Source organism: Micromonospora sp. NPDC050695, assembly GCF_040654415.1.
In the GTDB taxonomy this organism is placed as follows: domain Bacteria; phylum Actinomycetota; class Actinomycetes; order Mycobacteriales; family Micromonosporaceae; genus Micromonospora.
Window position 1 is genome coordinate 40070 of the sequence record NZ_JBFAHZ010000003.1, and the last position, 21798, is coordinate 61867.

The 21798-nt window shown below is 72.4% G+C and carries 18 protein-coding genes; 5 read left to right on the forward strand and 13 right to left on the reverse strand.

What is annotated here, in order from left to right; genetic code table 11:
* Window positions 1-145 precede the first annotated feature (145 nt).
* Window positions 146-883, forward strand: a complete 738-nt coding sequence (locus AB0H52_RS02980; RefSeq protein ID WP_151488160.1) for a nucleotidyltransferase domain-containing protein — start codon at window positions 146-148, stop codon at window positions 881-883.
* 6 nt (window positions 884-889) lie between these two features.
* Here the strand turns inward: AB0H52_RS02980 and AB0H52_RS02985 are convergent, their stop codons facing one another.
* Complete coding sequence (locus tag AB0H52_RS02985; protein ID WP_151488161.1) at window positions 890-1603, reverse strand: VIT1/CCC1 transporter family protein; 714 nt, start codon at window positions 1601-1603, stop codon at window positions 890-892.
* Window positions 1600-2457, reverse strand: a complete 858-nt coding sequence (gene map, locus AB0H52_RS02990) for a type I methionyl aminopeptidase (protein ID WP_151488162.1) — start codon at window positions 2455-2457, stop codon at window positions 1600-1602. The genes AB0H52_RS02985 and map overlap by 4 nt, the downstream gene beginning before the upstream one ends.
* Before the next feature lie 95 nt (window positions 2458-2552).
* Here map and AB0H52_RS02995 point away from each other — a divergent pair, with 95 nt between their 5' ends.
* Window positions 2553-2867: an STAS domain-containing protein gene (locus tag AB0H52_RS02995; RefSeq protein WP_192580122.1), complete on the forward strand. Its 315-nt coding sequence runs from the start codon at window positions 2553-2555 to the stop codon at window positions 2865-2867.
* A gap of 27 nt (window positions 2868-2894) precedes the next feature.
* On the opposite strand, the gene AB0H52_RS03000 is transcribed toward AB0H52_RS02995, so the two are convergent.
* The 11 genes from AB0H52_RS03000 to pcaF all read right to left on the reverse strand — a co-directional run bounded on the left by AB0H52_RS03000 (window position 2895) and on the right by pcaF (window position 18628).
* Window positions 2895-6551 (reverse strand): SpoIIE family protein phosphatase, encoded by a 3657-nt coding sequence (locus AB0H52_RS03000; protein ID WP_357944867.1) that lies wholly within the window; start codon window positions 6549-6551, stop codon window positions 2895-2897.
* Between the two features lie 194 nt (window positions 6552-6745).
* The gene (locus AB0H52_RS03005) at window positions 6746-7297 is read right to left on the reverse strand and encodes a pyridoxamine 5'-phosphate oxidase family protein (RefSeq protein ID WP_357944870.1); all 552 of its coding nucleotides are present in this window, start codon (window positions 7295-7297) and stop codon (window positions 6746-6748) included.
* 47 nt (window positions 7298-7344) lie between these two features.
* Window positions 7345-8079, reverse strand: a complete 735-nt coding sequence (locus tag AB0H52_RS03010; protein WP_151488165.1) for a gamma-glutamyl-gamma-aminobutyrate hydrolase family protein — start codon at window positions 8077-8079, stop codon at window positions 7345-7347.
* Window positions 8076-8843, reverse strand: coding sequence for a 3-oxoacyl-ACP reductase (locus tag AB0H52_RS03015; RefSeq protein ID WP_357944873.1), 768 nt, complete (start codon window positions 8841-8843; stop codon window positions 8076-8078). Before AB0H52_RS03015 ends, AB0H52_RS03010 begins: the two co-directional genes overlap by 4 nt.
* A 5-nt stretch (window positions 8844-8848) precedes the next feature.
* Entirely contained in the window at window positions 8849-10204 is a 1356-nt protein-coding gene (locus AB0H52_RS03020) for an aldehyde dehydrogenase family protein (protein WP_151488167.1), read from the reverse strand.
* 123 nt (window positions 10205-10327) lie between these two features.
* Window positions 10328-11692, reverse strand: coding sequence for a glutamine synthetase family protein (locus AB0H52_RS03025; RefSeq protein ID WP_357944877.1), 1365 nt, complete (start codon window positions 11690-11692; stop codon window positions 10328-10330).
* A gap of 109 nt (window positions 11693-11801) precedes the next feature.
* Window positions 11802-13388, reverse strand: a complete 1587-nt coding sequence (locus AB0H52_RS03030) for an amino acid permease (RefSeq protein ID WP_151488169.1) — start codon at window positions 13386-13388, stop codon at window positions 11802-11804.
* A gap of 341 nt (window positions 13389-13729) precedes the next feature.
* The gene (locus AB0H52_RS03035; RefSeq protein WP_151488170.1) at window positions 13730-14230 is read right to left on the reverse strand and encodes a DUF456 domain-containing protein; all 501 of its coding nucleotides are present in this window, start codon (window positions 14228-14230) and stop codon (window positions 13730-13732) included.
* A 64-nt stretch (window positions 14231-14294) separates the two neighbouring features.
* A complete protein-coding gene (locus AB0H52_RS03040; RefSeq protein WP_357944881.1) occupies window positions 14295-16451 on the reverse strand; it encodes an EAL domain-containing protein in 2157 nt (718 codons plus the stop codon).
* 4 nt (window positions 16452-16455) lie between these two features.
* Window positions 16456-17268: an SAM-dependent methyltransferase gene (locus AB0H52_RS03045; RefSeq protein WP_151488172.1), complete on the reverse strand. Its 813-nt coding sequence runs from the start codon at window positions 17266-17268 to the stop codon at window positions 16456-16458.
* Between the two features lie 154 nt (window positions 17269-17422).
* On the reverse strand, window positions 17423-18628 hold the full coding sequence (pcaF, locus tag AB0H52_RS03050) for a 3-oxoadipyl-CoA thiolase (RefSeq protein WP_151488173.1): 1206 nt from the start codon (window positions 18626-18628) through the stop codon (window positions 17423-17425).
* Between the two features lie 107 nt (window positions 18629-18735).
* Here pcaF and AB0H52_RS03055 point away from each other — a divergent pair, with 107 nt between their 5' ends.
* The 3 genes from AB0H52_RS03055 (at window position 18736) to AB0H52_RS03065 (ending at window position 21753) form a co-directional block, all read left to right on the forward strand.
* Window positions 18736-19701 (forward strand): glutathione S-transferase C-terminal domain-containing protein, encoded by a 966-nt coding sequence (locus AB0H52_RS03055; RefSeq protein ID WP_357944885.1) that lies wholly within the window; start codon window positions 18736-18738, stop codon window positions 19699-19701.
* Complete coding sequence (locus AB0H52_RS03060) at window positions 19694-20365, forward strand: DUF998 domain-containing protein (protein WP_225854143.1); 672 nt, start codon at window positions 19694-19696, stop codon at window positions 20363-20365. Before AB0H52_RS03055 ends, AB0H52_RS03060 begins: the two co-directional genes overlap by 8 nt.
* Window positions 20366-20685: 320 nt before the next feature.
* A complete protein-coding gene (locus AB0H52_RS03065) occupies window positions 20686-21753 on the forward strand; it encodes an NADH:flavin oxidoreductase/NADH oxidase (RefSeq protein ID WP_151488175.1) in 1068 nt (355 codons plus the stop codon).
* Window positions 21754-21798 lie beyond the last annotated feature (45 nt).

Genomic DNA, 21798 nt, shown 5'->3' on the forward strand with positions numbered 1-21798 from the left:
CCCGCAGTCGCGAACAAAGGCGGACCCGTGAGCGCGAGGAGTGAGCCGGGCCTGCGAGCCCCGCAGTCGCGAACAAAGGCGGACCCGTGAGCGCGAGGAGTGAGCCGGGCCTGCGAGCCCCGCAGTCGCGAACAAAGGCGGACCCGTGAGCGCGAGCAGCGGACAGGCCGGTGTCGGTCGGGGCCTCGACGATCGACGGTGGACGGTGGCGGAGCGGGTGGCCGAGGCCATCGGGCGACGGTTTCCCGCCGATGTGCTCGCGGTCGCGGTGCACGGTCCCCTGGCGCACGGCGACGATGACGGTGGTGGGGACAGCGAGGTGGGCATGCTGGTGGTGACCTACCGGCCCGGCACCGGTCCCCCGTTGGCGACCCGCCGGGTGGACGGGGTGCTCGTCGACCTGACCGTGGCCGCCGCCGAGGACTACCTCGCGCAGGCCCGGGTGCTCTCCTCGCTCTGGCCGCTCACCGCCGACCGGTACGTCACGACCCGGGCGTTGCACGACCCGACGGGTTGGCTGCGGACGCTGCGCGACGAGCATCTCGGGCGGTTGGCCCGGGCTCGGCCGGCGGAGTTCAGCAGCGCGGCCCGGCAGGCGTGGTATCGGGGCAGCGCGGCGCACGCCCGGGCCGCCCGGCTGGCCGAGTGGTACGAGACCGACCAGGCGTTGCTGATGCTCGGCGAGGCACGGTTGGCGGCGGCGACGGTGACCGGCCTGCTGAGTCGCACCTATTTCCGTGATCCCGGCGACGCCGTGCGGCGCACCGGTCTGGCCGGGGCGGACATGACCGAGGTGGGTGCGGTGCTGGGCCGGCAGGCCGACGAGCTGACCGCCCGCGGCCGGCCGGTGGACGGCACGGTCGACGAGTTGCTCACCGGCTGAGGCGGGTCACAGCCCGCCCTGCACCCCGATCAGCATGCCGATCAGGTAGGTGGCGCCGGCCGCCGCGGCGCCCAGCACCAGCTGGCGTAGGCCGCTGGTCCACCAGGGCCGGCTGGTGAAGCGGGCCACCACCGCCCCGGCGGCGAACAGTCCGAGGCCGCCGACGGCGAGCGCCAGCCACAGCTGGGTGGCACCGAACAGGTACGTCAGCAGCGGCACCAGCGCTCCCGCCGAGAAGAACAGGAACGACGAGATCGCCGCGGCCCACGGGCTGGGCTGGTCGTCGGGGTCGACGCCCAACTCCTCGCGGACGTGCACCCGCAGGGCCTCCTCCGGGTCGCGGCGCACCGCTTCCGCGACCTGGGTGGCCAGGTCCCGGGGCAGGCCACGGGCCACCCAGGCGTCGGCCAGCTCGCGGGCCTCCGCCTCGGGGTGCCGCTCCAGCTCGCGCCGTTCCTTGGCGACCTCGGCGGCGACCTGTTCGTTGGCGGAGCGGACGCTGGTGTACTCGCCGAGGCCCATCGAGATCGCCCCGGCGACCAGGCCGGCGGAGCCGGTCAGCACGATGCTGCGCGGCGACACACCGCCGCCTCCGACGCCGGCGATCAGGGCGATGTTGGTGACCAGGCCGTCCATGGCGCCGAAGACGGCCGGGCGCAGCCAGCCACCGGAGACGTCGGCGTGGTGCGCCTCACGCAGCGCGGCAGGGGCGTCGGTCACGGCAGGGTCAGGATCTCGTGGCCGTTGTCGGTCACCACGATGGTGTGTTCGAACTGGGCCGTCCACTTCCGGTCCTTCGTGACGACGGTCCACCCGTCGTCCCACATGTCGTACTGGTAGGTGCCGAGCGTGATCATCGGCTCGATGGTGAAGGTCATCCCCGGCTCCATGACGTCGGTGGGTCGGGGGCTGTCGTAGTGCGGCACGTAGAGCCCGCTGTGGAAGGACTCGCCGATGCCGTGGCCGGTGAAGTCGCGGACCACGCCGTAGCCGAACCGCTTGGCGTACGACTCGATGACCCGGCCCACGACGTTGATCTGGCGGCCCGGGGCGACGGCGCGGATACCGCGCATCATCGCCTCGTGGGTCCGCTCGACCAGCAGTCGGGCCTCCTCGCTGACCTCGCCGACGCAGAAGGTGGCGTCGGTGTCACCGTGCACCCCACCGATGTACGCGGTGACGTCGACGTTGATGATGTCGCCGTCCTGGATGACCGTGGAGTCCGGGATGCCGTGGCAGACGACCTCGTTGAGGCTGGTGCAGCAGGATTTGGGGAAGCCCCGGTAGCCGAGCGTCGACGGGTACGCGCCGTGGTCGCAGAGGAACTCGTGCACCACCTTGTCGATCTCGTCGGTGGTCACGCCGGGCTTGCAGTGCTCGCCGGCGAGCTGGGTCGCCTGGGCGGCCAACCGGCTGGCGATCCGCATCTTCTCGATGGTCTCCGGCGTCTGCACGTGGGAGCCACGCCACTCCTGCGGGCCCTTCTTACCCACGTACTCCGGTCGGGCGATGTGGGACGGCACCGGTCGCAGCGGGGAGAGCGCGCCTGGTGTCAGCGGCGGACGGACGGTCATGGCGCAAGCCTATCGCCGGAGCCGCCGGTGACCCACGCCACGGCCGCCCCGGAGGGGTTGTTGCCCCGCCAGGTCGGCTGTGCCATGGTGTCTGCGTGGATCAAGGGGGAGCACCACCCGTCTTCTCCGCCAGCGCGGAGATCGACGGTGACCACCTCCACGTCGTGGTGGCCGGCGAGGTCGACATGGCGACCGCCGACACCATGCTCCAGACCGCGCTGCGCGAGCCCGCCGAGCAGATCACGCTGGACCTGAGCGCGGTCACCTTCTTCGATTCGGCCGCCATCCATGCCCTGGTCCGGCTCGCCCAGCAGTTCCCCGGCACGCTCACGGTGCTGCCGTCGCGGCAGGTCCGTCGGGTGTTGGAGATCTCCGGCCTGGGCGAGCAGAGCTGGCTCAGGCCGGCCTAGCCGACCCGGCCGTCACCGGGCGCGGGGTCAGCCCTGCAGCTCCCGGCGCAGCGTCACCTCGGTGCCCTCATCGGTACGCCGCACCGACAGGTCCCCCAGTGCCTTGATCAGGGACAGGCCGCGCCCCCGGAACCCGGAGCCGGTCGACTCCCGCCACCGCCCGCTGTCGCGCACCGTGGCGGTGACGGTGCGGTCCTCGATGGCCACCTCCACGCTGATCATCGGCTCGGCGGGGTGCACGGGGTGCTCGATGGCGTTGGCGGCGGCCTCGGAGACGGCAACGGTCAGGTCGAACAGGTCGGTCTCGCCGACGGAGTGCGCGACGAGGAAGTCCTCCAGGCGCTTGCGCAGCACGCTCAGCCGCGTCGGGTCCGCCGGCAGCCGCAACGCGAAGCGGTTCAGCTCGGCGGCCTCCAGGCCGAGCACCGCCACGTCGTCGCGGCGTCGCTGCCCGACGACCCGCTCGACCACCGCGTCGATCAGGTCCACCACGTGCTCGCCCGAGGTGGCGGCGTCGGCGCGGAGCTGCGCCAGCGCGGTGTCGATGCCGAGTTTGCGGTCCTCGATGAGGCCGTCGGTGTAGAGCAGCAACCGGTCGCCGGCGTGCAGCTCCCCGTCGACCACCTGGTAGGTCGTGTCGGGGATGGCGCCGACCGGCGGGCCGAGCGCGCGGTCGTGCAGGAACGCCACGTCGCCTCCTCGGATCAGCAGCGGGGAGGGGTGACCGGCGCTGGCGTACCGCAGCCGGCCGGTGCGCGGGTTGAACAGCAGGCAGACCACGGTCGCGAAGGAACGGCCCTCGGTGGAGGCGACCAGCCGGTTGAGCCGGGTCAGCGACTCGGCCGGGTCGAAGCCCTCCAGCACGTACGCCCGCAGCGCGTTGCGCAGTTGCCCCATCGCGGCCGCGGCCCGGACGCCCTTGCCGACCACGTCGCCGATGACGAGCACCAGCTCGTCGCCGTCCAGCGCGATCACGTCGTACCAGTCGCCGCCGACCTCGACGTCGGCGCTGCCGGGCAGGTAACGGCTGGCCACGACCGCGCCGGGCAGTTGGGGCAACGTTCGGGGCAGCAGGCTGTGCTGCAGGGTGGTGGCGATGCGGTGTTCGGCCTCGTAGAGCTGGGCGTTCTCCAGTCGCACCCCGACCAGCCGGGCCAGTTGGGTGAGCGCGGCGTCGTCGGTCTGGGCGGCGTCGCCGGCCGCCCGCCAGACCCGCAGCTCGCCGAGCTGCTCGCCGGTGGTGCCGGTCAGCTCGGCCACGAAGGACGGGTCGGCGGCGGTGGTACCGCCGGCGTCCGCCTCGGCGCGGGCGTCGCCCGTCGTGATGACCACCCGGGCCGCCTCGGCGAGGCTGAGCGCGTGCCGGGCCGCGACCTGGAGCACGTCGGCGGTGGATCGGGCGGTGTTCACCGCGACCGCCGCGTCGGCCAGCGCCCGGAGCCGGCGGATGATCTGCCCACGCAGCTGGCCCAACTCCACGTTGGCGCGCACCCGGGCGATCAGCTCCTGCCCGGAGAACGGCTTGGTGAGGTAGTCGTCGGCGCCGACGGAGAGACCGGCGACGGCCTCCGCGGACCCGGCGCGGGCGGAGAGCAGCACGATCGGCACATGCCGGGTACGCGGGTCGGCGCGCAGGGCGCCGACCAGCCCGAACCCGTCCAGCCGGGGCATCATCACGTCGGTGAGAACCAGGTCGAACGCGCCCTCCTGGGCGAGTGGCAGGGCCGCCAGCCCGTCGCTGGCGGTGACCACCTCCCAGGTCGGGGAGAGCAGGCGGGTGACGTGCTCGCGCAGGTCCACGTTGTCGTCGACCACGAGGATCCGACCGGCCGGGGTGATCGTCGTCGGCCCGCTGTCGACCTCCGGCAGGTGCCCCGCGCCGCTCCACAGCACGGTCTCCGCCACGTAGAGGCGGGCCTGCTCGGGCTCGCCGGCGGGCGGGCCGAACGCCTCGACCCGGTCGGCGGGCAGGTGCGCCGACCCGAACGGGATGGTCACCGCGAAGGTGCTGCCCTCGTCGACGCGACTGGTCAGACCGACCTCGCCGCCGTGCATCTCGACCAGCTCCCGGACCAGCGCCAGGCCGATGCCGGTGCCCTCGTGCGTGCGGGCGCGCACCCCGGGCACCCGGTGGAACCGTTCGAAGACGTGCGGCAGTTCGGCCGGCACGATTCCCACGCCGGTGTCGGTGACCTCCAGTCGGGCACCGGCCTCCACGGCCCGGACGCGGACCCGGATCTCGCCGTCGAAGGTGAACTTGACCGCGTTCGACACCAGGTTGAGGACGATCTTCTCCCACATGTCCCGGTCGACGAAGACCGGCGCGGCCAGCGGCGGGCAGTCCACCACCAGCCGCAACCCGGCCCGGTCGGTGGCCGAACGGAAGGTGCTGGCCAGCCGGGCGGTGTAGCCGGACAGGTCGGTGGGCTGGTAGCGGGCGGCGAGGCGACCCGACTCCAGCCGGGAGAAGTCCAGCACGGTGTTGACGAGCTTGAGCAGCCGCAACGCGTTGCGGTGCATCATCGTGAGGCGCTCGATGTCGGCGACCGGCAGCGCCGGGTCGGCCAGCATGTCCTCCAGAGGGCCGAGCACCAGGGTCAGCGGCGTACGGAACTCGTGGCTGACGTTGGCGAAGAAGTGGGTCTTCGCCTGGTCGAGGGCGGCCAGCTCGGCGGCGCGGGCCCGCTCCTGCTCGTACGCCCGCTGCTTGCCGACGGCCCGGGAGATCTGCGCGGCGACCAGGTCGAGGAAATCGCGGTAGTCGTCGCCGAGCGGCAGCCGGCGGGCCACGCCGACGACCAGCGCGCCGACCGTCTCGTTGGCCGCCGTGACGGGCAGCATGAGGGCCTCGTCGGCCGCGTCGGCGGGTGGCCGGTCGAGCAGTTGCGCCACATCGACGGTGACCGGCTCACCGTCGGCGGCAGCCCGGGCGAGCAGGTCGGCGGTGGCGCCGACGGTCGCCTGGCCCGTGCCGCTGGCACCGGCCAGGACGAGGCGACCGCTGTCGTCGCCCAGGTAGATCAGTGCGAAGGGCACGTCGGCCCGGTGCCGTTCGAGGACCGCGGCGGCGGCCCGGCCCAGCTCGGCGGCGTTGGCCACGTCGGCCAGGTCGGCGCCCAGCTCGGCCAGTGCCCGCAGCCGGCGTTCGCCGAGCACCCGCCCGGTGGTCTCGTTGACGATGCAGTAGACGCCGCTGACCGTGCCGTCGTCACCGCGGATCGGGTCGTACGAGACGTTGAAGTAGGTCTCCTCGACGAACCCGTACCGGTCCAGCAGGAAGGGATGGTCCTCGCCGCGGTAGGAGCTTCCGGTGCGCCGGACGCCGTCCAGCAGCGGGCCGAGCACGTCCCAGGTCTCCGCCCAGTGCTGGCCGGCCGGCTGACCCAACACGTGCGGGTGCTTGGCGCCGATGGTCGGTCGGTAGGCGTCGTTGTAGAAGGCGAGCTGGTCGTCGCCCCAGAACATGACGATCTGCGCGCTGGAGGCGAGCATCATGCCGGCCGCGGTGGAGAGTGCGACCGGCCAGCGTCCGGGCGCGCCCAGCGGGGTGGTGGACCAGTCGAAGTCGCGCATCCGCTCGCCCAGCTCACCGCCGGCCGCGAACGCCGCAGCCAGCATCGGGGGGATCTCCCCGCCGTCCGTGAAGGGATGCCCGGCGTCCGCGCCCCCCTGGGCCGAGCTCATGCAGCCTCCCCGCTCCGGCCGTACCCCTCAGCCGTTGATCTCCACCCGCTGTGCTCCGACTTGTACCCCAACGGACCAGCAACGTAACGCGTACCGTTCCTCGGACGCTGATTATCTCCACCCCATCCGTCGGTGAGCCGCGGTCGGAGTGGGCGGCGGCGGCCGGGCCGGTGGCGCCGCGGTGCCCGGCCAGGTCAGAAGACGGGCAGTCCGTCGATGCTCGCCGCGTTCTTGGTGGCCCGGTAGACCACCAGGTCATCGGCGGTACGACGGGAGTGTGAGCTGAGCAACAGGTCGCGTTCGGCGCGGTAGTCCATCAGCGGCACCGCGTAGCCGCAGGAGTCGCTGACCCGCTCGACGTCGACGGTGATCACGGCCCGCACCGCGTGCACGTCCGGTGGCGTGGGGAACTCGGCGAGCCGATCGACGAAGGCGTCCTCGGTCACCGCGACGCTGCTGCCCCCGCCGTGCAGCCGGACGATCTTCGGCGGCCCGTCGAAGGCGCAGAACATCAGCGTGATGCGGCCGTTGTCCCGCAGGTGGGCGATGGTCTCGGCACCACTGCCGTGATAGTCGAGGTACGCCACCCGGTGCGGGCCGAGGATCACGAACGTGCCCCGCATGCCCTTCGGTGAGACGTTGACGTGCCCCTCGGCACCGGACGGTGCGGTCGCCACGAAGAAGACCGGCTGGGCCGCGATGAAGTCCCGCAGCCGACCGTCGATCTCCAGATACACCGTGCCCATGCGCCGATCCTCCCACCGCGCGTTCGCGCGGGCGGGGGCGACGTACGTCACACCGGGCGCAGCGCCGCAGGTGCGGCCGCGACGACCGGCGGACGCCGGCCGGCCGCCTCGACCAGCGCGGCGATCGGACGCGGGTCCGACTCGTTCTCCGGATGCCACTGCACACCGAGTACGAACGGCAGGGCCGGGTCCTCCACCGCCTCGATCACGCCGTCCGCCGCCCAACCGGTGACGGACAGTCGACCCGGATCGGCCACCGCCTGGTGGTGGTACGAGTTGACCCGGTCCACCCCGGCCAACACCGCCGCGGCGAGGCTGCCCGCCGCGAACCGCACCGCGTGGTCGCCGTAGACGCCGGGTGCCGGGCGGTGCTCGTCGTGACCGACCACGTCCGGCAGGTGCTGGTGCAGGGCACCGCCGTAGGCGACGGCGAGCAGCTGCATACCCCGGCAGACACCGAGCACCGGCAACCCGGCGGCGAGCGCGGCGGCCAGCAGGGTCAGTTCACCGGCGTCCCGGTCCGGCCGGTCCTCGGTACGCGGATGCGGTGGCTGGCCGTACCGCCCCGGGCCCACGTCGGCACCCCCGGCCAGCAGCAGCCCGTCGAGGACGGCCACCACGTCGGCGTCCTGGTCGTCCGGAGGCACCACCACCGCCCGGCCGCCGGCGGCGGTCACCGCCCGCACGTACGCCTGCGGCACCAGCACGGCCGGCACGCCCCGCCAGACCGCCCAGTCGGCCGGCTCGACGTACGCGCTGATCCCGATCAGCGGCCGCCTCACAGCGGGGTGACGTACGCGCCCGTGATGCCGCCGTCGACCACGAACTGCGCGGCGGTCATGAACGAGGCGTCGTCGCTGGCCAGGAACGCCACCGCGGCGGCGATCTCCTCCGGCTGTCCGAACCGTCCCATCGGCACGTGCACCAGCCGACGGGCGGCCCGCTCCGGGTCGGCGGCGAACAGCTCCAGCAGCAGCGGGGTCGCCACCGGCCCGGGGCAGAGCGCGTTGACCCGGATGCCCTCGCGGGCGAACTGCACACCCAGCTCGCGGGTCATCGCCAGCACCCCGCCCTTGCTGGCGGTGTACGCGATCTGCGACGTCGCGGCACCCATCAACGCCACGAACGAGGCGGTGTTGATGATCGACCCCTTGCCCTGCCGGCGCATGTGCGGGATCGCGTACTTGCAGCAGAGGTAGACGCTCGTGGTGTTGACCCGCAGCACCCGCTCCCAGGCGTCGAGGCCGGTGTCCAGGATGGATTCGTCGTCCGGCGGCGAGATGCCGGCGTTGTTGAACGCGATGTCCACCCGGCCGTGCCGGTCGGCCACCCCGTCGAACAGGTCGCGTACCGCCGACTCGTCGGCCACGTCGGTGGACACGAACTCGCCGCCGCACTTCTCGGCGGCCTTCGTACCGGCCACCTCGTCGATGTCCACGCAGACGACCCGGGCCCCCTCGGCGGCGAACCGCCGCACGGTGGCCAACCCGATGCCGCTGCCCGCTCCGGTGACCACGGCCACCCGGTCCTGCAACCGACCCTGCACTGGCGTCACTCCTCCGTCGCGATGAACACGTTCTTGACGTCCGTGAAGGAGTGCAGAGCGTCGGGGCCCAGCTCACGGCCGAGCCCGGAACGCTTCATCCCACCGAACGGGGTCCAGTAGCGCACCGAGGAGTGCGAGTTGACGCTGAGGTTGCCCGACTCGACGGCGCGGGCGAGCCGGAGGGCGCGGCCCACGTCCCGGGTCCAGATCGAGCCGGAAAGGCCGTACTCGGTGTCGTTGGCGAGCCGGATCGCGTCGGCCTCGTCGTCGAAGGGGAGCACCGAGACCACCGGGCCGAAGATCTCCTCCCGCCAGTGCCGGTCGGCCGGCGAGTCGGCCAGCAGCACGGTCGGCGCGTGCCAGAAACCGGGGCCGTCGGGGCAGGACCCGGTGAACGCGACCTTCGCCCCGGTCACGTACCCGGCGACCCGGTCGCGCTGCGCGGCGGAGATCAGCGGCCCCATCTCGGCGGTGTCCCGGCCCGGGTCCTCCACCCGTACCGCCCGGACCGCCGGTTCGAGCAGTTCCAGGAAGCGGTCGTACACCGGGCGTTGGACGAGGATCCGCGACCGTGCGCAGCAGTCCTGGCCGGCGTTGTCGAAGACCGCGCCGGGCGCGGTCGCGGCGGCGCGTTCCAGGTCGGCGTCGGCGAAGACGATGTTCGCGCTCTTGCCGCCCAACTCCAGGGTGAGCCGCTTCACCTGGGTGGCGCAGCCGGCCATGATGCGCGTGCCGACCGCGGTGGAGCCGGTGAAGCAGATCTTGCGGACCGCTGGGTGGCTGACGAACCGCTCCCCCACCACCGCGCCCTCGCCCGGCAGCACGGTGAACACGTCGTCGGGCAGGCCGGCCTCGCGGGCCAACTCGGCCAGGCGCAGTGCGGTGAGGGGGGTCAGCTCGGCGGGTTTGAGCACCACGGTGTTGCCGGCCGCGAGGGCCGGGGCGAACCCCCAGCCGGCGATCGGCATGGGGAAGTTCCACGGCACGATCACCCCGACCACGCCGAGTGGCTCGTGGAAGGTGACGTCCAGCCCGCCGGGCACCGGGATCTGCCGCCCGGTCAGCCGCTCCGGCGCTCCGGCGTAGTAGTCCAGCACGTCGCGGACGTTGCCGGCCTCCCAGCGGGCGTTGCCGATCGTGTGCCCCGAGTTGCGCACCTCCAGCGCGGCCAGCTCGTCGAGATGCGCGTCGACAACGGACGCGAACCGCCGCAGCAACCGAGCCCGGTCCCCCGGAGCGACCCCCCGCCAACTCTCGAAAGCACGAGAAGCCCGCGCGATGACGGAGTCGACCTCGTCCACCGAGGCCGCAGCAACCTCCAGAAACCCCACCCCACGAGCGGGATCCACCAGAACCGTCACACGCCCCACCCCCTCTTCACCCGGTCGATCATGGAGTTGTGGTGCCCCACAAAAGCCGCCTCACGCTACTCTCCGCCCACCACAACTTCATGATCGACGCGGTGAGGGGTGGGGACGGAGGGGTCAGAGGCGCTCGAAACCACGGGTCAGCTCCCAGTCCGTCACCGCGGCGTCGAACGCCGTCAACTCCACTCTCGCCTGGTTGGCGTAGTGCGCCACCACCTCGTCGCCGAACGCCTCCCGGGCCACCGTCGACGCCTCCCACAGGGCGAGGGCGTCGCGCAGGGTGCCGGGGACGCGCTCGGCCTCCGGGTCGTCGTACGCGTTGCCGGTGCACTCCCCGTCCAGCTCCAGCTCCCGGTCGATGCCGTGCAGCGCGCCGGCGACCAGCCCGGCGATTGCCAGGTACGGGTTGACGTCGGCGCCGGGCACCCGGTTCTCCACCCGCATGCCCTGCCCGTGCCCGACCACCCGCAGCGCGCAGGTGCGGTTGTCCACACCCCAGCGCAACGCCGTCGGGGCGAACGACCCCGGCTGGTAGCGCTTGTAGGAGTTGATGTTCGGGGCGAAGAGCAGGCTGAACTCCCGCATGGTGGCGAGCAGACCGGCGAGCACCCGCTGCCCGGTCTGCGACAGGCGCGCCGGCCCGTCACCGAGCATCGCCGACGAGCCCGACGAGTCCCGCAACGAGAAGTGGATGTGGCAGGAGTTGCCCTCCCGCTCGTTCGGCTTGGCCATGAAGGTGATCGCCATGCCCTCCTGGGCGGCGATCTCCTTGGCGCCGTTCTTGTAGATCACGTGGTGGTCGGCGCAGGCGACCGCCTCGTCGTACCGGAAGGCGATCTCGTGCTGGCCCAGGTTGCACTCGCCCTTGGCGCTCTCCGGGGTCAGCCCGGCGCCGGCCATCTCGGTGCGGATCCGGCGCAGCAGCGGCTCGACCCGGGCGGTGCCGAGCAGGGAGTAGTCCACGTTGTACTGGTTGGCCGGGGTGAGATCGCGGTAGCCACGCCGCCAGGCGTCCTCGTACGAGTCGCGGAACAGCACGAACTCCAGCTCGGTGCCGGCGTACGCGGTGAGCCCGTGCTCGGCCAGCCGGTCCAGTTGCCGGCGCAGGATCTGCCGGGGTGAGGCGACCACGTCACCGGAGCCGTCCAGCCAGGTCAGGTCTGCCAGGAGCAGCGCGGAACCGGGCTGCCAGGGCGTCCGCCGCAGCGTGTCGAAGTCCGGCACCATCGCGAAGTCGCCGTAGCCGCGGTCCCAGCTCGACATCGCGTACCCGTCGACGGTGTTCATGTCGACGTCCACGGCGAGCAGGTAGTTGCACCCCTCGCTGCCGTTGGCCACCACCTGGTCGAGGAAGTACGGCGCGTGGAATCGTTTGCCCTGGAGGCGGCCCTGCATGTCGACAAGGGCCAGCACCACCGTGTCGATCTCGCCCTCGGCGACGGCGACCCGCAGTTGTTCCAGCGTGAGCGGAGCTCTTCTCATTCGCGGGCCTCCATCACCAAGGTCTACTGGCAAACCGGATCACCGTCAATGCCCCCGGCGCGGTCGGCGGCAAACCACGGTGGGATCCGCGCGACCCTGATCGACCCCGTCAGTCCGGTCCGTCGACCGCCGCCGGCTGAGACTCGACGGTCGGGTCCTCGACGGTGCGGACCGGGCCGGTAAACCACTTGCGGGCCGAGGCGTACCACCAGACGGCGACCACCAGCAGCACCCCGCCCACGGCGAGCGGCGCGTAGTTCACCGCCGACCAGGTGAAGTCGTCGCTGCCGGGCACCCCGGCGGGCACGATCGGCAGCACGAAGTAGACCGCGATGATCGCGATCTCGATGACCGCGATCCAGCCGAGCAGTTTGTACTTCCGCCCGAGGGTCCACGGGCCGGGGGTGAACCGGTCACCCATTCGCAGTCGCAGCGCGATCGGGATGAGGAAGGACAGGTAGAGCCCGAGCACCGCGACGGACACCACCGCGTAGAACGCGATCGGGATGCCGGCGGAGCTCTCGTACAGCGCCGGCAAAGTGAGCACCAGACCGGCCACGGTGGCGCCGATGATCGCCTTGACCGGGGTGCCGTTGCGGTCGACCGAGGACCACAACCGCCAGCCGGGGACCGCCCGGTCGCGGCTGAACGCGTACGCCATCCGGCTCATCGAGGTCACGCAGCTCATTCCGCAGAAGAACTGCCCGATGGTGGAGATGATGATGACGATCTTGAAGAAGACCGGGGTGAGCGCGGACTCGAAGATGGCACCGGAGAAGCCGCCGGCCGCGTTGACCGCCTCGACGTCGGTGGCCGCGAACAGGAACGCCAGCAGCAGGATCCAGCCGCCGACCGCCGAGTAGAAGATCGACTGCCAGAGCCCTCGGGCGGCGGCCTGCGAGGCGCCCCGGGTCTCCTCGGAGACGTGCGCGCAGGCGTCGAAGCCGGTGATCGTGTACTGGGTCAGCAGGAAGCCCAGCGGCAGCACGTAGAACCAGAACGTCAGCCCGCCGACGTCGCCATCACCGAAGCCGGAGTTGTTGAACCGCTCGGTGAACACGAACTGGAAGCTCTGGTGGTTGTCCGGGACGAAGACCAGGATGGCCACCACGACGGCCGCGCCGGCCACGTGCCACCAGACCGAGACATTCTGGAGTACGTCGATGATCCGGTGCCCGAAGATGTTGATCAGACCGTGCAGCACCAGGATGATCACGAAGAGCAGGAAGGCCTGGCGTAGCGTCCCCGCCCAGCCGTCGAACAGCGCCGACAGGGTGAGGTTGAGAAACGTCGCGCACCCGTAGTCGACCGAGGCGGTGACCGCGACCAGGCCGATCAGGTTGAGCCAGCCGGTGAACCAGCCGTGCACCGGCCGACCCATGGTCGCCGCCCACCAGTAGATCCCGCCCGCGGTGGGGTACGCCGACACCAGCTCCGCCATGCAGAAGCCGATGATCAAGATGAACAGCGAGATCAGCGGCCAGCCCCAGGAGATGGCGACCGGTCCACCGTTGTTCCACGCCTGCCCGAAGGTGGTGAAACAGCCGGCCAGGATCGAAATGATCGAGAACGAGATGGCGAAGTTGGAGAAGCCGCTCCACTTGCGGCGCAGCTCCTGCTTGTAGCCGAGTTCGGCGAGCCGTCGGGCATCGTCGTCCATCGGCTGCTCGGCGGTCGGCACGGGCGTCGTGGCCACTGCACACCTCCCTGAGGGATTCCGCGTACGAGTGCGCAAAGTGTCGTCCCGCCGATCAAGGGCGGTCAATACGGTGCGGGTGGGAATCTCACCGCCGCCGGGCTAATTGCGTTGCCGCGCGCGCCCGCCGGCCCCATCCTTGAGCCTGTGACCAGCCCGTTCGCGACGGGCCTACCCGGGCACTCGGACCGCCCGGACCGCGGCGGCGCGGGGCACACCTTCCTCTCTCACGGGCCGGTGCCCCGCGCCCCCATCTCCGCGGTGATCAAGAGGTTCGCGTCACGCGGGGCGCGAATTCTGACGCAAACCTCTTGATCAGCGGAGGAAGGGCTCGCGGGAGGTCAGAGCAGGAGGAGGCCGGTCACCCAGGCGGCGGCGATCAGCAGGCCGGCGGTGAACTCGACAAGCATGGACAGGCCGGCGGCCTTGAGCGCCTGCACCGTGGACGGCCAGGCCAACTGGTTGCTGCCCAGGCGCAGCCGCTCCGCCGCCCACACCCCGACGACGAAGCCGAGCAGCAGCCCCACCACCGGGATCACGAAGAACCCGACGATGCCGAGCACCGCGCCGGCGAGCAGCGTCGACGTGGGCACGCCGGTGCGCTTCAGGTTGCGACCGGGCCAGGCGTACTTGACCACCGTGCCGCCGGCGGCGACCAGCGTCGCGGCGGCGAACACCACCCACCCACCCGGGCCGGCGCCGCCGAAGATCGCCCAGACGAGCACCCCGCCCCAGCACAGCGGCAGCGCCGGCAGGCCGGGCACCACCACGCCGGCCAGCCCGGCCAGGATGGCCAACGCGGCCACCACGGTCACCACCGTCTGCGAGTCGTTCAGGCTCACGCCGTCGCCTTTCGTCGCCACCATCGGGACCGTCCCGGACGCAACGATCCCCCGCGCGCACCCATCACGCCGCCCCGCCACGCAGCCGGGCGGTGATCGTCTCGGCCGGCGACGGCGCGCCGAAATACCGGCCCTGCCCGGTGTCGCACCGCAGCGCCCGTAGCCGCTCGGCCTGCACCCCGGTCTCCACCGCCTCGGCGGTGACCCACAGCTCCAGGGCGTGGGCCAACCGCACCAACGCGTCGACGATCCGCTCGTCGCGGTGATCGGCCGCCACATCCGTACCGTCGGCGCGGATGCCCTCGACGAACGGGCCGGCCAGCTTCAGGCAGTGGATCGGCAGCCGCCGCAGGTACGCCAGGTTGGAGTAGCCGGTGCCGAAGTCGTCCACCGCCAGTCGGACGCCCAGGTCGGCGAGCCGGTGCAGGCTGCGCAGCGGCTCACCGGCGCTGCCCATCACGGCGCTCTCGGTCAGCTCCAGTTGCAGCAGTTCCTCGGGCAACCCGCTGGTGGCCAGCGCGTCGGCCACGGTGTCCACGATCGCGGGGTCGTCGGCCTGCCGGGCCGCCAGGTTGACGCTGACCACCAGTCGGGCGTCGGGGAACTCCCGCCACCACCGTTCGGCGTCGCGGCACGCGGTGCGCAGCACCCACTCGCCGAGCCCGACGATCAGGCCGGTCTCCTCGGCGAGGCCGATGAACCGGTCCGGCCCGATCAGGCCCAGCTCGGGGTGCTTCCACCGGACCAGCGCCTCCACCGCGAGCATGCGGCCCTCCAGCAGCGACACGATCGGCTGGTAGTGCAGCACGAACTCGCCCCGCTCCAGGGCCGCCGGCAGCCCGGCGACCAGCGCCGCCCGGGCCATGTCCCGTGCGCTGCGCTCCGGGTCGTAGACCGCCCACCGGCCCCGACCCGCCGCCTTGGCCCAGTACAGCGTCGTGTCGGCGGCCTTCATCAACTCCGAGGCGCTGGTCTCCGCGACCGGGCACTCCACGGTGCCCACGCTGGCCGAGACCGCCAACTGCTGGTCACCGACGTGCACCGGGGCGGCGACGGCAGCGAGGGCCGTCTTCGCCACGGCCACCGCGTCCTCACCGCCGTCGACCAGGATCACGAACTCGTCGCCGCCCATCCGGGCGACCAGGTGGCCGTGGTCGGCCACACACTCGGCCAGCCGCCGGCCGATCATCACCAGCAGCCGGTCGCCGAGGTCGTGGCCGAGGCTGTCGTTGATCGCCTTGAACCCGTCCAGGTCGAGGAAGCACACCCCGACGCGGCGGTCCGCCGCCGCGGCGGCGTCGAGGACCCGGCCCAACGTCTCGAAGAACAGCGTCCGGTTGGGCAGCCCGGTCAGCGGGTCGTGCAGGGCCTGGAACCGCAGCCGCTGCTGGAGTTCGTACCGCTCGGTGATGTCCTCGATCATGGCAACGGTGAACCGGGGCCGGCCGTCGTCGTGCCGGATCAGCGAGACGGCCAGGTCCGTCCAGACCACGCTGCCGTCCTTGCGGTGGTAGCGCTTCTCCACCCGGGCCGCGTCCTGTTTGCCCTCGATGAGTTGCTGATACAGCTCCCACATGCCGGCGGCGTCGTCGGCGTGGAACAACGCCGCCACGTTGATCCGGCACAGTTCCTCGATCGAGTAGCCCAGCATGTCGGCGAACGCCTGGTTGACGTCGATGATCTGACCGTCCACCCCGGCGATGCCGATCCCGATCGCCGCGCCGGTGAACACCGCCCGGAACCGTGCCTCGCTGTCCCGCAGCGCCTGCTCGACCTCGTCGCGCGCCTGCCAGGCCGACCGGGCGATCCGTTCCTGCTGGGCGAAGGTGCGGTCCCGCAGCGCCCGGGCGTACCCGGCGGCCAGCCCACCCTGTACGGCCGCGATCCGCTCGGTCAGGTCCGCCGGCCACCCGTCGGCCGCCAGCACCCGGCGGGGGAAGTCCGTGCCGAGGGCACGCAACGACCATTCCAGTGCCCGAGGCTCGGTGAGATGGGCCTCCACCAGGGCGCGACCGACCTCCTCCGCGGGGCGGGCGGTGAACGGCTCCGTGCGCACCGCCTGCGCCAACCGGACGGTGTGCGCCAGCAGCAGCCGCTCGGTCTCGGCCGCGCTCAGCGGCACGAAACCGAGCCGGCGCACCGCACGGGCCCAGTCGGCGGCGTAGCCCTCGGCGCCGCCCCGGCCGACGTCGGCACCGATGGGATCCCCGACGGCGGCCACGGGATCAGCCGGCGGGCTGGTCGTACCGGGCGACGCCCCCGAAGGCGCCGAACCGCTCCGGGTGCTCGTCCACGTCGGACGGTGAGTCCGGACGCCAGAGCGGCATGTGCACGACACCCGGTTCGAGGACGGTCCAGTCGCCGAAGAAGCCGGTGACCTGGGCACGCGAGCGCAGGGCGATCTCGGTGTCGGTACGCGCGGAGAGCCGCTGGGCGTCCAGCATCTCCTGCGGCTGGTCCTCGAAGGTGGAGTGCGAGATGACCAGGAAACTCCCCGGCGCGGCGGCGGCCCGCAGGGTGGCCAGGATCGCATCGGGGTGGTCGGCGTCCGGCACGAAGTGCACCACCCCGGCCAGCAGGATGCCCATCGGCCGGCTGAAGTCGATCAGCCCGAGCTGGCGGGTCTCGGCGAGGATCCGCTCCGGCTCCCGCAGGTCGGCGTGGATCACACCGGTCAGGTCGTTGCCGGCGAGCAGTTCGCGGCTGTGCGCGACGGCCACCGGGTCGATGTCGACGTACACCACCCGGGCCTTGGGGTTCGCCGCCTGGGCCACCTCGTGCACGTTGCCCACGGTGGGAATTCCGGAGCCGATGTCGAGGAACTGGTCGATGCCGGCGTCGAGCAGCACCCGGACGGCCCGGCGCAGGAACTCGCGGCCGGAGCGCATGGTCGCGGCGAGGTTCGGGGTCATGCTGGCGATCTGCTCGGCCAACTGCCGGTCGATCTCGAAGTTGTGCGCCCCGCCCAGGAAATAGTCGTACACCCGGGCCGCGCTCGGCCTGGTCAGATCGATCTCGGTCGGCAGTCCGTCCGGCATCTGTGCTCCCCAGTTCATCGCCGCGGCACGGGCGGCACCGGCGTCGACGGGCGTGTGCGACCACCGGCGGACCCGCGGGTCGAGTGGTGTGGTGTGGACCACTCTAGGCCGCCGACTCCAGCGTTCGGGAGATCCCTTCGCGCTGTTTCCGCACTCAGCCGGCGGACTCCAGCAGCAGCGAGATGCCCTGCCCGACACCGATGCACATGGTGGCCAGGGCCCGACGCCCACCGCGCCGCCGCAACTCCAGCGCGGCGGTCAACGCCAGCCGGGCACCGCTGGCGCCCAACGGGTGCCCCAACGCGATGGCGCCGCCGTTCGGGTTGACGTGCTCGGCGTCGACGGGCAGCCCCAACTCGCGCAGCACCGCCACGGACTGCGCGGCGAACGCCTCGTTCAGCTCCACCACGTCCACCGCCCCCAGCTGCACACCGGCCCGGTCGAGTAGCTTGCGGGTGGCCGGGACGGGACCGATTCCCATGATCCGGGGCGGCACACCGGCCGCCGCCGCGCCCCCGATACGGGCCAGCGGAGTGAGTTCGTACCGGGCCACCGCCGCCTCGCTGGCCACCAGCAACGCGACCGCGCCGTCGTTGACACCCGAGGAGTTCCCGGCGGTCACCGTGCCGCCGGCACGGAACGGGGTGGGCAGCGCCGCCAGCTTCGCTAGCGTGGTCTCCCGGGGGTGCTCGTCGACCTCGACCAGCCGGGTCTCCCCGCGCCCGGCCGGCACGGTCACCGCCACGATCTCCTCGGCGAACCGGCCGTCGGCCTGCGCCTTGGCCGCGCGCTGCTGCGAGCGGTACGCGAACGCGTCCTGCTCGGCGCGACTCACGCCGTACTCGGCGGCCACGTTCTCCGCCGTCTCCGGCATCGAGTCGACCCCCCAGCCGTCGCGCATCAGCGGGTTGACCAGCCGCCAGCCCAGCGTGGTGTCGTACACCTCGGCCGAGCGGGAGTACGCCGACGTCGCCTTCGGCATGACGAACGGCGCCCGGCTCATGCTCTCCACGCCACCCGCGACGACCAGCTCGGCGTCCCCGGCGACGATGGACCGCGCGGCGGTGGCGAGGGCGTCCAGGCCGGAGCCGCAGAGCCGGTTGACCGTGCTGCCCGGCACCTCCTCGGGCAGGCCGGCCAGCAGGGCCGCCATCCGGGCCACGTTGCGGTTGTCCTCGCCGGCCTGGTTGGCGCAGCCCAGCACCACGTCGTCCACCCGGGCCCAGTCCACCGACGGATGGCGCTCGACCAGCTCGCGGATCACGTGTGCGGCCAGGTCGTCGGGGCGGACTCCGGCCAACGCGCCGGCGTACCGGCCGATCGGGGTACGGACACCGGCCACCAGGTATGCCACGGTCATCGCGAGTCCTTCGGGGGTGCAGACGGCGGGGGTGGGGCACACCCACCGGGTCGCGGGGGGCTGCCGGCCGCCAGGATATCCGCGCCGGCAGCGGATAGGTTGACGGCATGGCCCGGGCCCAGTTCAGCGCAGAGACCAGTGGCGGCGGAGCGTTCGTCCGCCAGCCCAACCGGTTCACCGGTCGGGTCACCGCCGATTCGACCTCCCCGCCCGGTGGCGGCCCGGACGAGCAGGACCGCTGGCCCCTGGAGGCCGGCTGGTACCGGCTGATCTGGTGCCGTGCCTGCCCGTGGGCGCACCGGGCGAGGATCGTGCGCGGTCTGCTCGGGCTGGACGACGCGATCTCGCTGGGCACCGTCGACCCGATCCGCGACGAGCGGGGCTGGGCGTTCGCCCTCGACCCGGACGGCTTCGACCCGGTCCTCGGCGTCGGCTTCCTCTCCGAGGCGTACCTGGCCACCGACCCGGACTACACCGGCCGGGTGACCGTGCCGGCGCTGGTCGACACCCTGACCGGGCGGGTGGTCACCAACGACTACCCGCAGCTCACCCTCGACTTCTCCACCGAGTGGCGGCGGCTGCACGCGCCCGACGCACCGGACCTGTACCCGGTCGAGCTGCGCCCGGAGATGGACGCGCTGATGACCGACATCCACGCCGACGTCAACAACGGCGTCTACCGATGCGGGTTCGCCACCTCCCAGGAGGCGTACGACGAGGCGTTCCGGGCGCTCTTCGCCCGGCTCGACCTGCTCTCCGACCGGCTCGACGGGCAGCGCTACCTGATGGGCGACGCGATCACCGAGGCCGACGTGCGGCTGTTCACCACGCTGGTCCGCTTCGACGCCGCGTACCACGGGCACTTCAAGTGCAACCGCTCCAAGCTGACCGAGATGCCGGTGCTCTGGGCGTACGCCCGGGACCTGTTCCAGACGCCGGGTTTCGGGGAGACCGTGGACTTCGACCACATCAAGCGGCACTACTACGGCACCCACCACGAGATCAACCCGAGTGGGATCGTGCCGCTGGGGCCCGACGAGTCCGGCTGGACGACGCCGCACGGGCGTGGCTGAGCGGGCCCGGGCCGGCACCGCGAGCACGCCGGGCATCCGGGCGGATGTCGGGCGCCGGGTCGCCGCGTCGGCCGCCGCCGCCGGATGCACGCTGGCCGGCGCGGCCGCGGTGACGGTCGCGCTGGTCGCCGGTCCCGGTCCAGGGCTCACGGGGTACGTCAGTGAGGCCGGTATCGCCGGCAGCGCGCACGCCGTGACGTACCGGATCGGGGTTCTCGCCCTGGCCGCCGCGTTGCTGTTGGTCGCCGCGGCGCTGCCTCCCGGTGTGCGGGCGGCGCCGGCTCTGCTCGCCAGCGGTGCCGTTCTCACGGCCGTGTCGGGGGCGGTGACCTGCTCGGCCGGTTGTCCGTTGCCGCCGTTCGAGCGGACCACGGTGGCCGACCTCGTGCACGGCGGCGCGAGCATCGCGGCGACCGCGGTGGTGGTCTTCGCCATGGTCGCGCTCACCGTGTCCGGGCCGGTCGGCCCGGTGGTACGGCGGGTGTCCGGCGGCACGGTCGCGCTGACGTTGCCGCTCTGCGCCACGGTCGGGCTGGCCATGCTCGTCGTCGGCCGGGGCGCCCTGGTGGGCATGGTGGAGCGGCTGGTCCTCGGGCTCGTGGTGCTCTGGGGCCTGACCACCGCCACCGCGTTGGCGCTGACCCGCCAGCGGGACGGTCTGTAAGGAGCCTCACGGCTGACACTCGTTGCGATGGAGGCGTGCCGGGGTAACGTCGGTCACCGATGACCAATGTCTGGGGCCTCACCGTTCGCCTGTATGTCGATCTCCGACTGCAGGCCAGCGGCATCTGTCGGGCGTAACGCTCCCACCCCGCCCGGATCAGACCATTGGATACGTCCGGCTGCGCCATCGGGACCGCACCGAGCCGGAGCCAGCCGCCGCCGACATCCGGCCGGAACTGAACCCCGTCCCCGCCTGACCCGTTCTTACCGCGTCGGACCCCTCGTTCGGGGGGTCCGACGCCGTATCGAGAGGATGACGACATGAGCTCCCTGTTCACACCACTCGCCCTGCGCGGGGTCACCCTGCCCAACCGGATCGCCATGGCGCCCATGTGCCAGTACTCGGCCGGCCCCGACGGCCTGCCCACCGACTGGCACCTGATCCACCTCGGCACCCGCGCCGTGGGCGGAGCCGGGCTGGTGCTGACCGAGGCCACCGCCGTACTCCCCGAGGGGCGGATCAGCCCCCAGGACACCGGGCTGTGGTCCGGCGCGCACGTGGACGCGTGGCGACCCGTCACCGCCTTCGTCGCCGCACATGGCGCGGTGCCGGCCGTCCAGCTCGCGCACGCCGGGTTCAAGGCGTCCACCTACCGGCCGTGGGCGCCGGCCGACGGTGGCGTACCGGACTCGGAGGGCGGCTGGACGCCGGTCGCGCCGAGCCCGGAGCCGTACAACGCCACCTACCGGGTGCCCACCGCCCTCGACGCGGCGGGCATCGCCGGCGTCGTGGACGCGTTCGCCGCCGCCGCGGAACGCGCTCTCGACGCCGGGTTCGCCGCCGTGGAAGTCCACGCCGCGCACGGCTACCTGCTCAACGAGTTCCTCTCGCCGCTGACCAACAAGCGCACCGACGAGTACGGCGGTGACCGGGCCGGTCGGATGAAACTCACCCTGGACGTGGCCCGCGCGGTGCGTGCCGTGGTCGGCGAGGACGTGCCGGTGCTCACCCGGATCTCCGCCACCGACTGGGTCGAGGGCGGCTGGACGATCGAGGACAGCGTCGTGCTCGCCAGTGAGCTGGCCGGTGTCGGCGTGGATCTCGTCGACACCTCCACCGGTGGCGTGAGCCCGCACCAGCGGATCGCCCTCAGCCCCGGCTACCAGGTGCCGCTGGCCGCCCAGATCCGCCGCGAGGCCGGTGTGCCGACCGGCGCGGTGGGCCTCATCGTGGAGCCGGAGCACGCCGAGCAGATCATCGCCAGTGGCGACGCCGACCTGGTGCTGCTCGGTCGGGAGCTGCTGCGTGACCCGTACTGGCCCCGCCGCGCCGCCGCGAAGCTCGGCGTCGCGTACAGCGGGCCCGCCCAGTACGCCCGCGCCGCCTGAACCCCGCCGGTCGGGTGGCCGCCGCCGTGCTCGGCGGCCGCCCGA

What these genes read in the sequence shown, in the direction of transcription:
- map (WP_151488162.1), bottom strand. Translation starts at nt 2,457, where the DNA reads ATGACCGTCCGTCCGCCGCTGACACCAGGCGCGCTCTCCCCGCTGCGA.
- AB0H52_RS03000 (WP_357944867.1), bottom strand. Translation starts at nt 6,551, where the DNA reads ATGAGCTCGGCCCAGGGGGGCGCGGACGCCGGGCATCCCTTCACGGAC.
- AB0H52_RS03005 (WP_357944870.1), bottom strand. Translation starts at nt 7,297, where the DNA reads ATGGGCACGGTGTATCTGGAGATCGACGGTCGGCTGCGGGACTTCATC.
- AB0H52_RS03025 (WP_357944877.1), bottom strand. Translation starts at nt 11,692, where the DNA reads ATGAGAAGAGCTCCGCTCACGCTGGAACAACTGCGGGTCGCCGTCGCC.
- AB0H52_RS03045 (WP_151488172.1), bottom strand. Translation starts at nt 17,268, where the DNA reads ATGCCGGACGGACTGCCGACCGAGATCGATCTGACCAGGCCGAGCGCG.
- pcaF (WP_151488173.1), bottom strand. Translation starts at nt 18,628, where the DNA reads ATGACCGTGGCATACCTGGTGGCCGGTGTCCGTACCCCGATCGGCCGG.
- AB0H52_RS03055 (WP_357944885.1), top strand. Translation starts at nt 18,736, where the DNA reads ATGGCCCGGGCCCAGTTCAGCGCAGAGACCAGTGGCGGCGGAGCGTTC.
- AB0H52_RS03065 (WP_151488175.1), top strand. Translation starts at nt 20,686, where the DNA reads ATGAGCTCCCTGTTCACACCACTCGCCCTGCGCGGGGTCACCCTGCCC.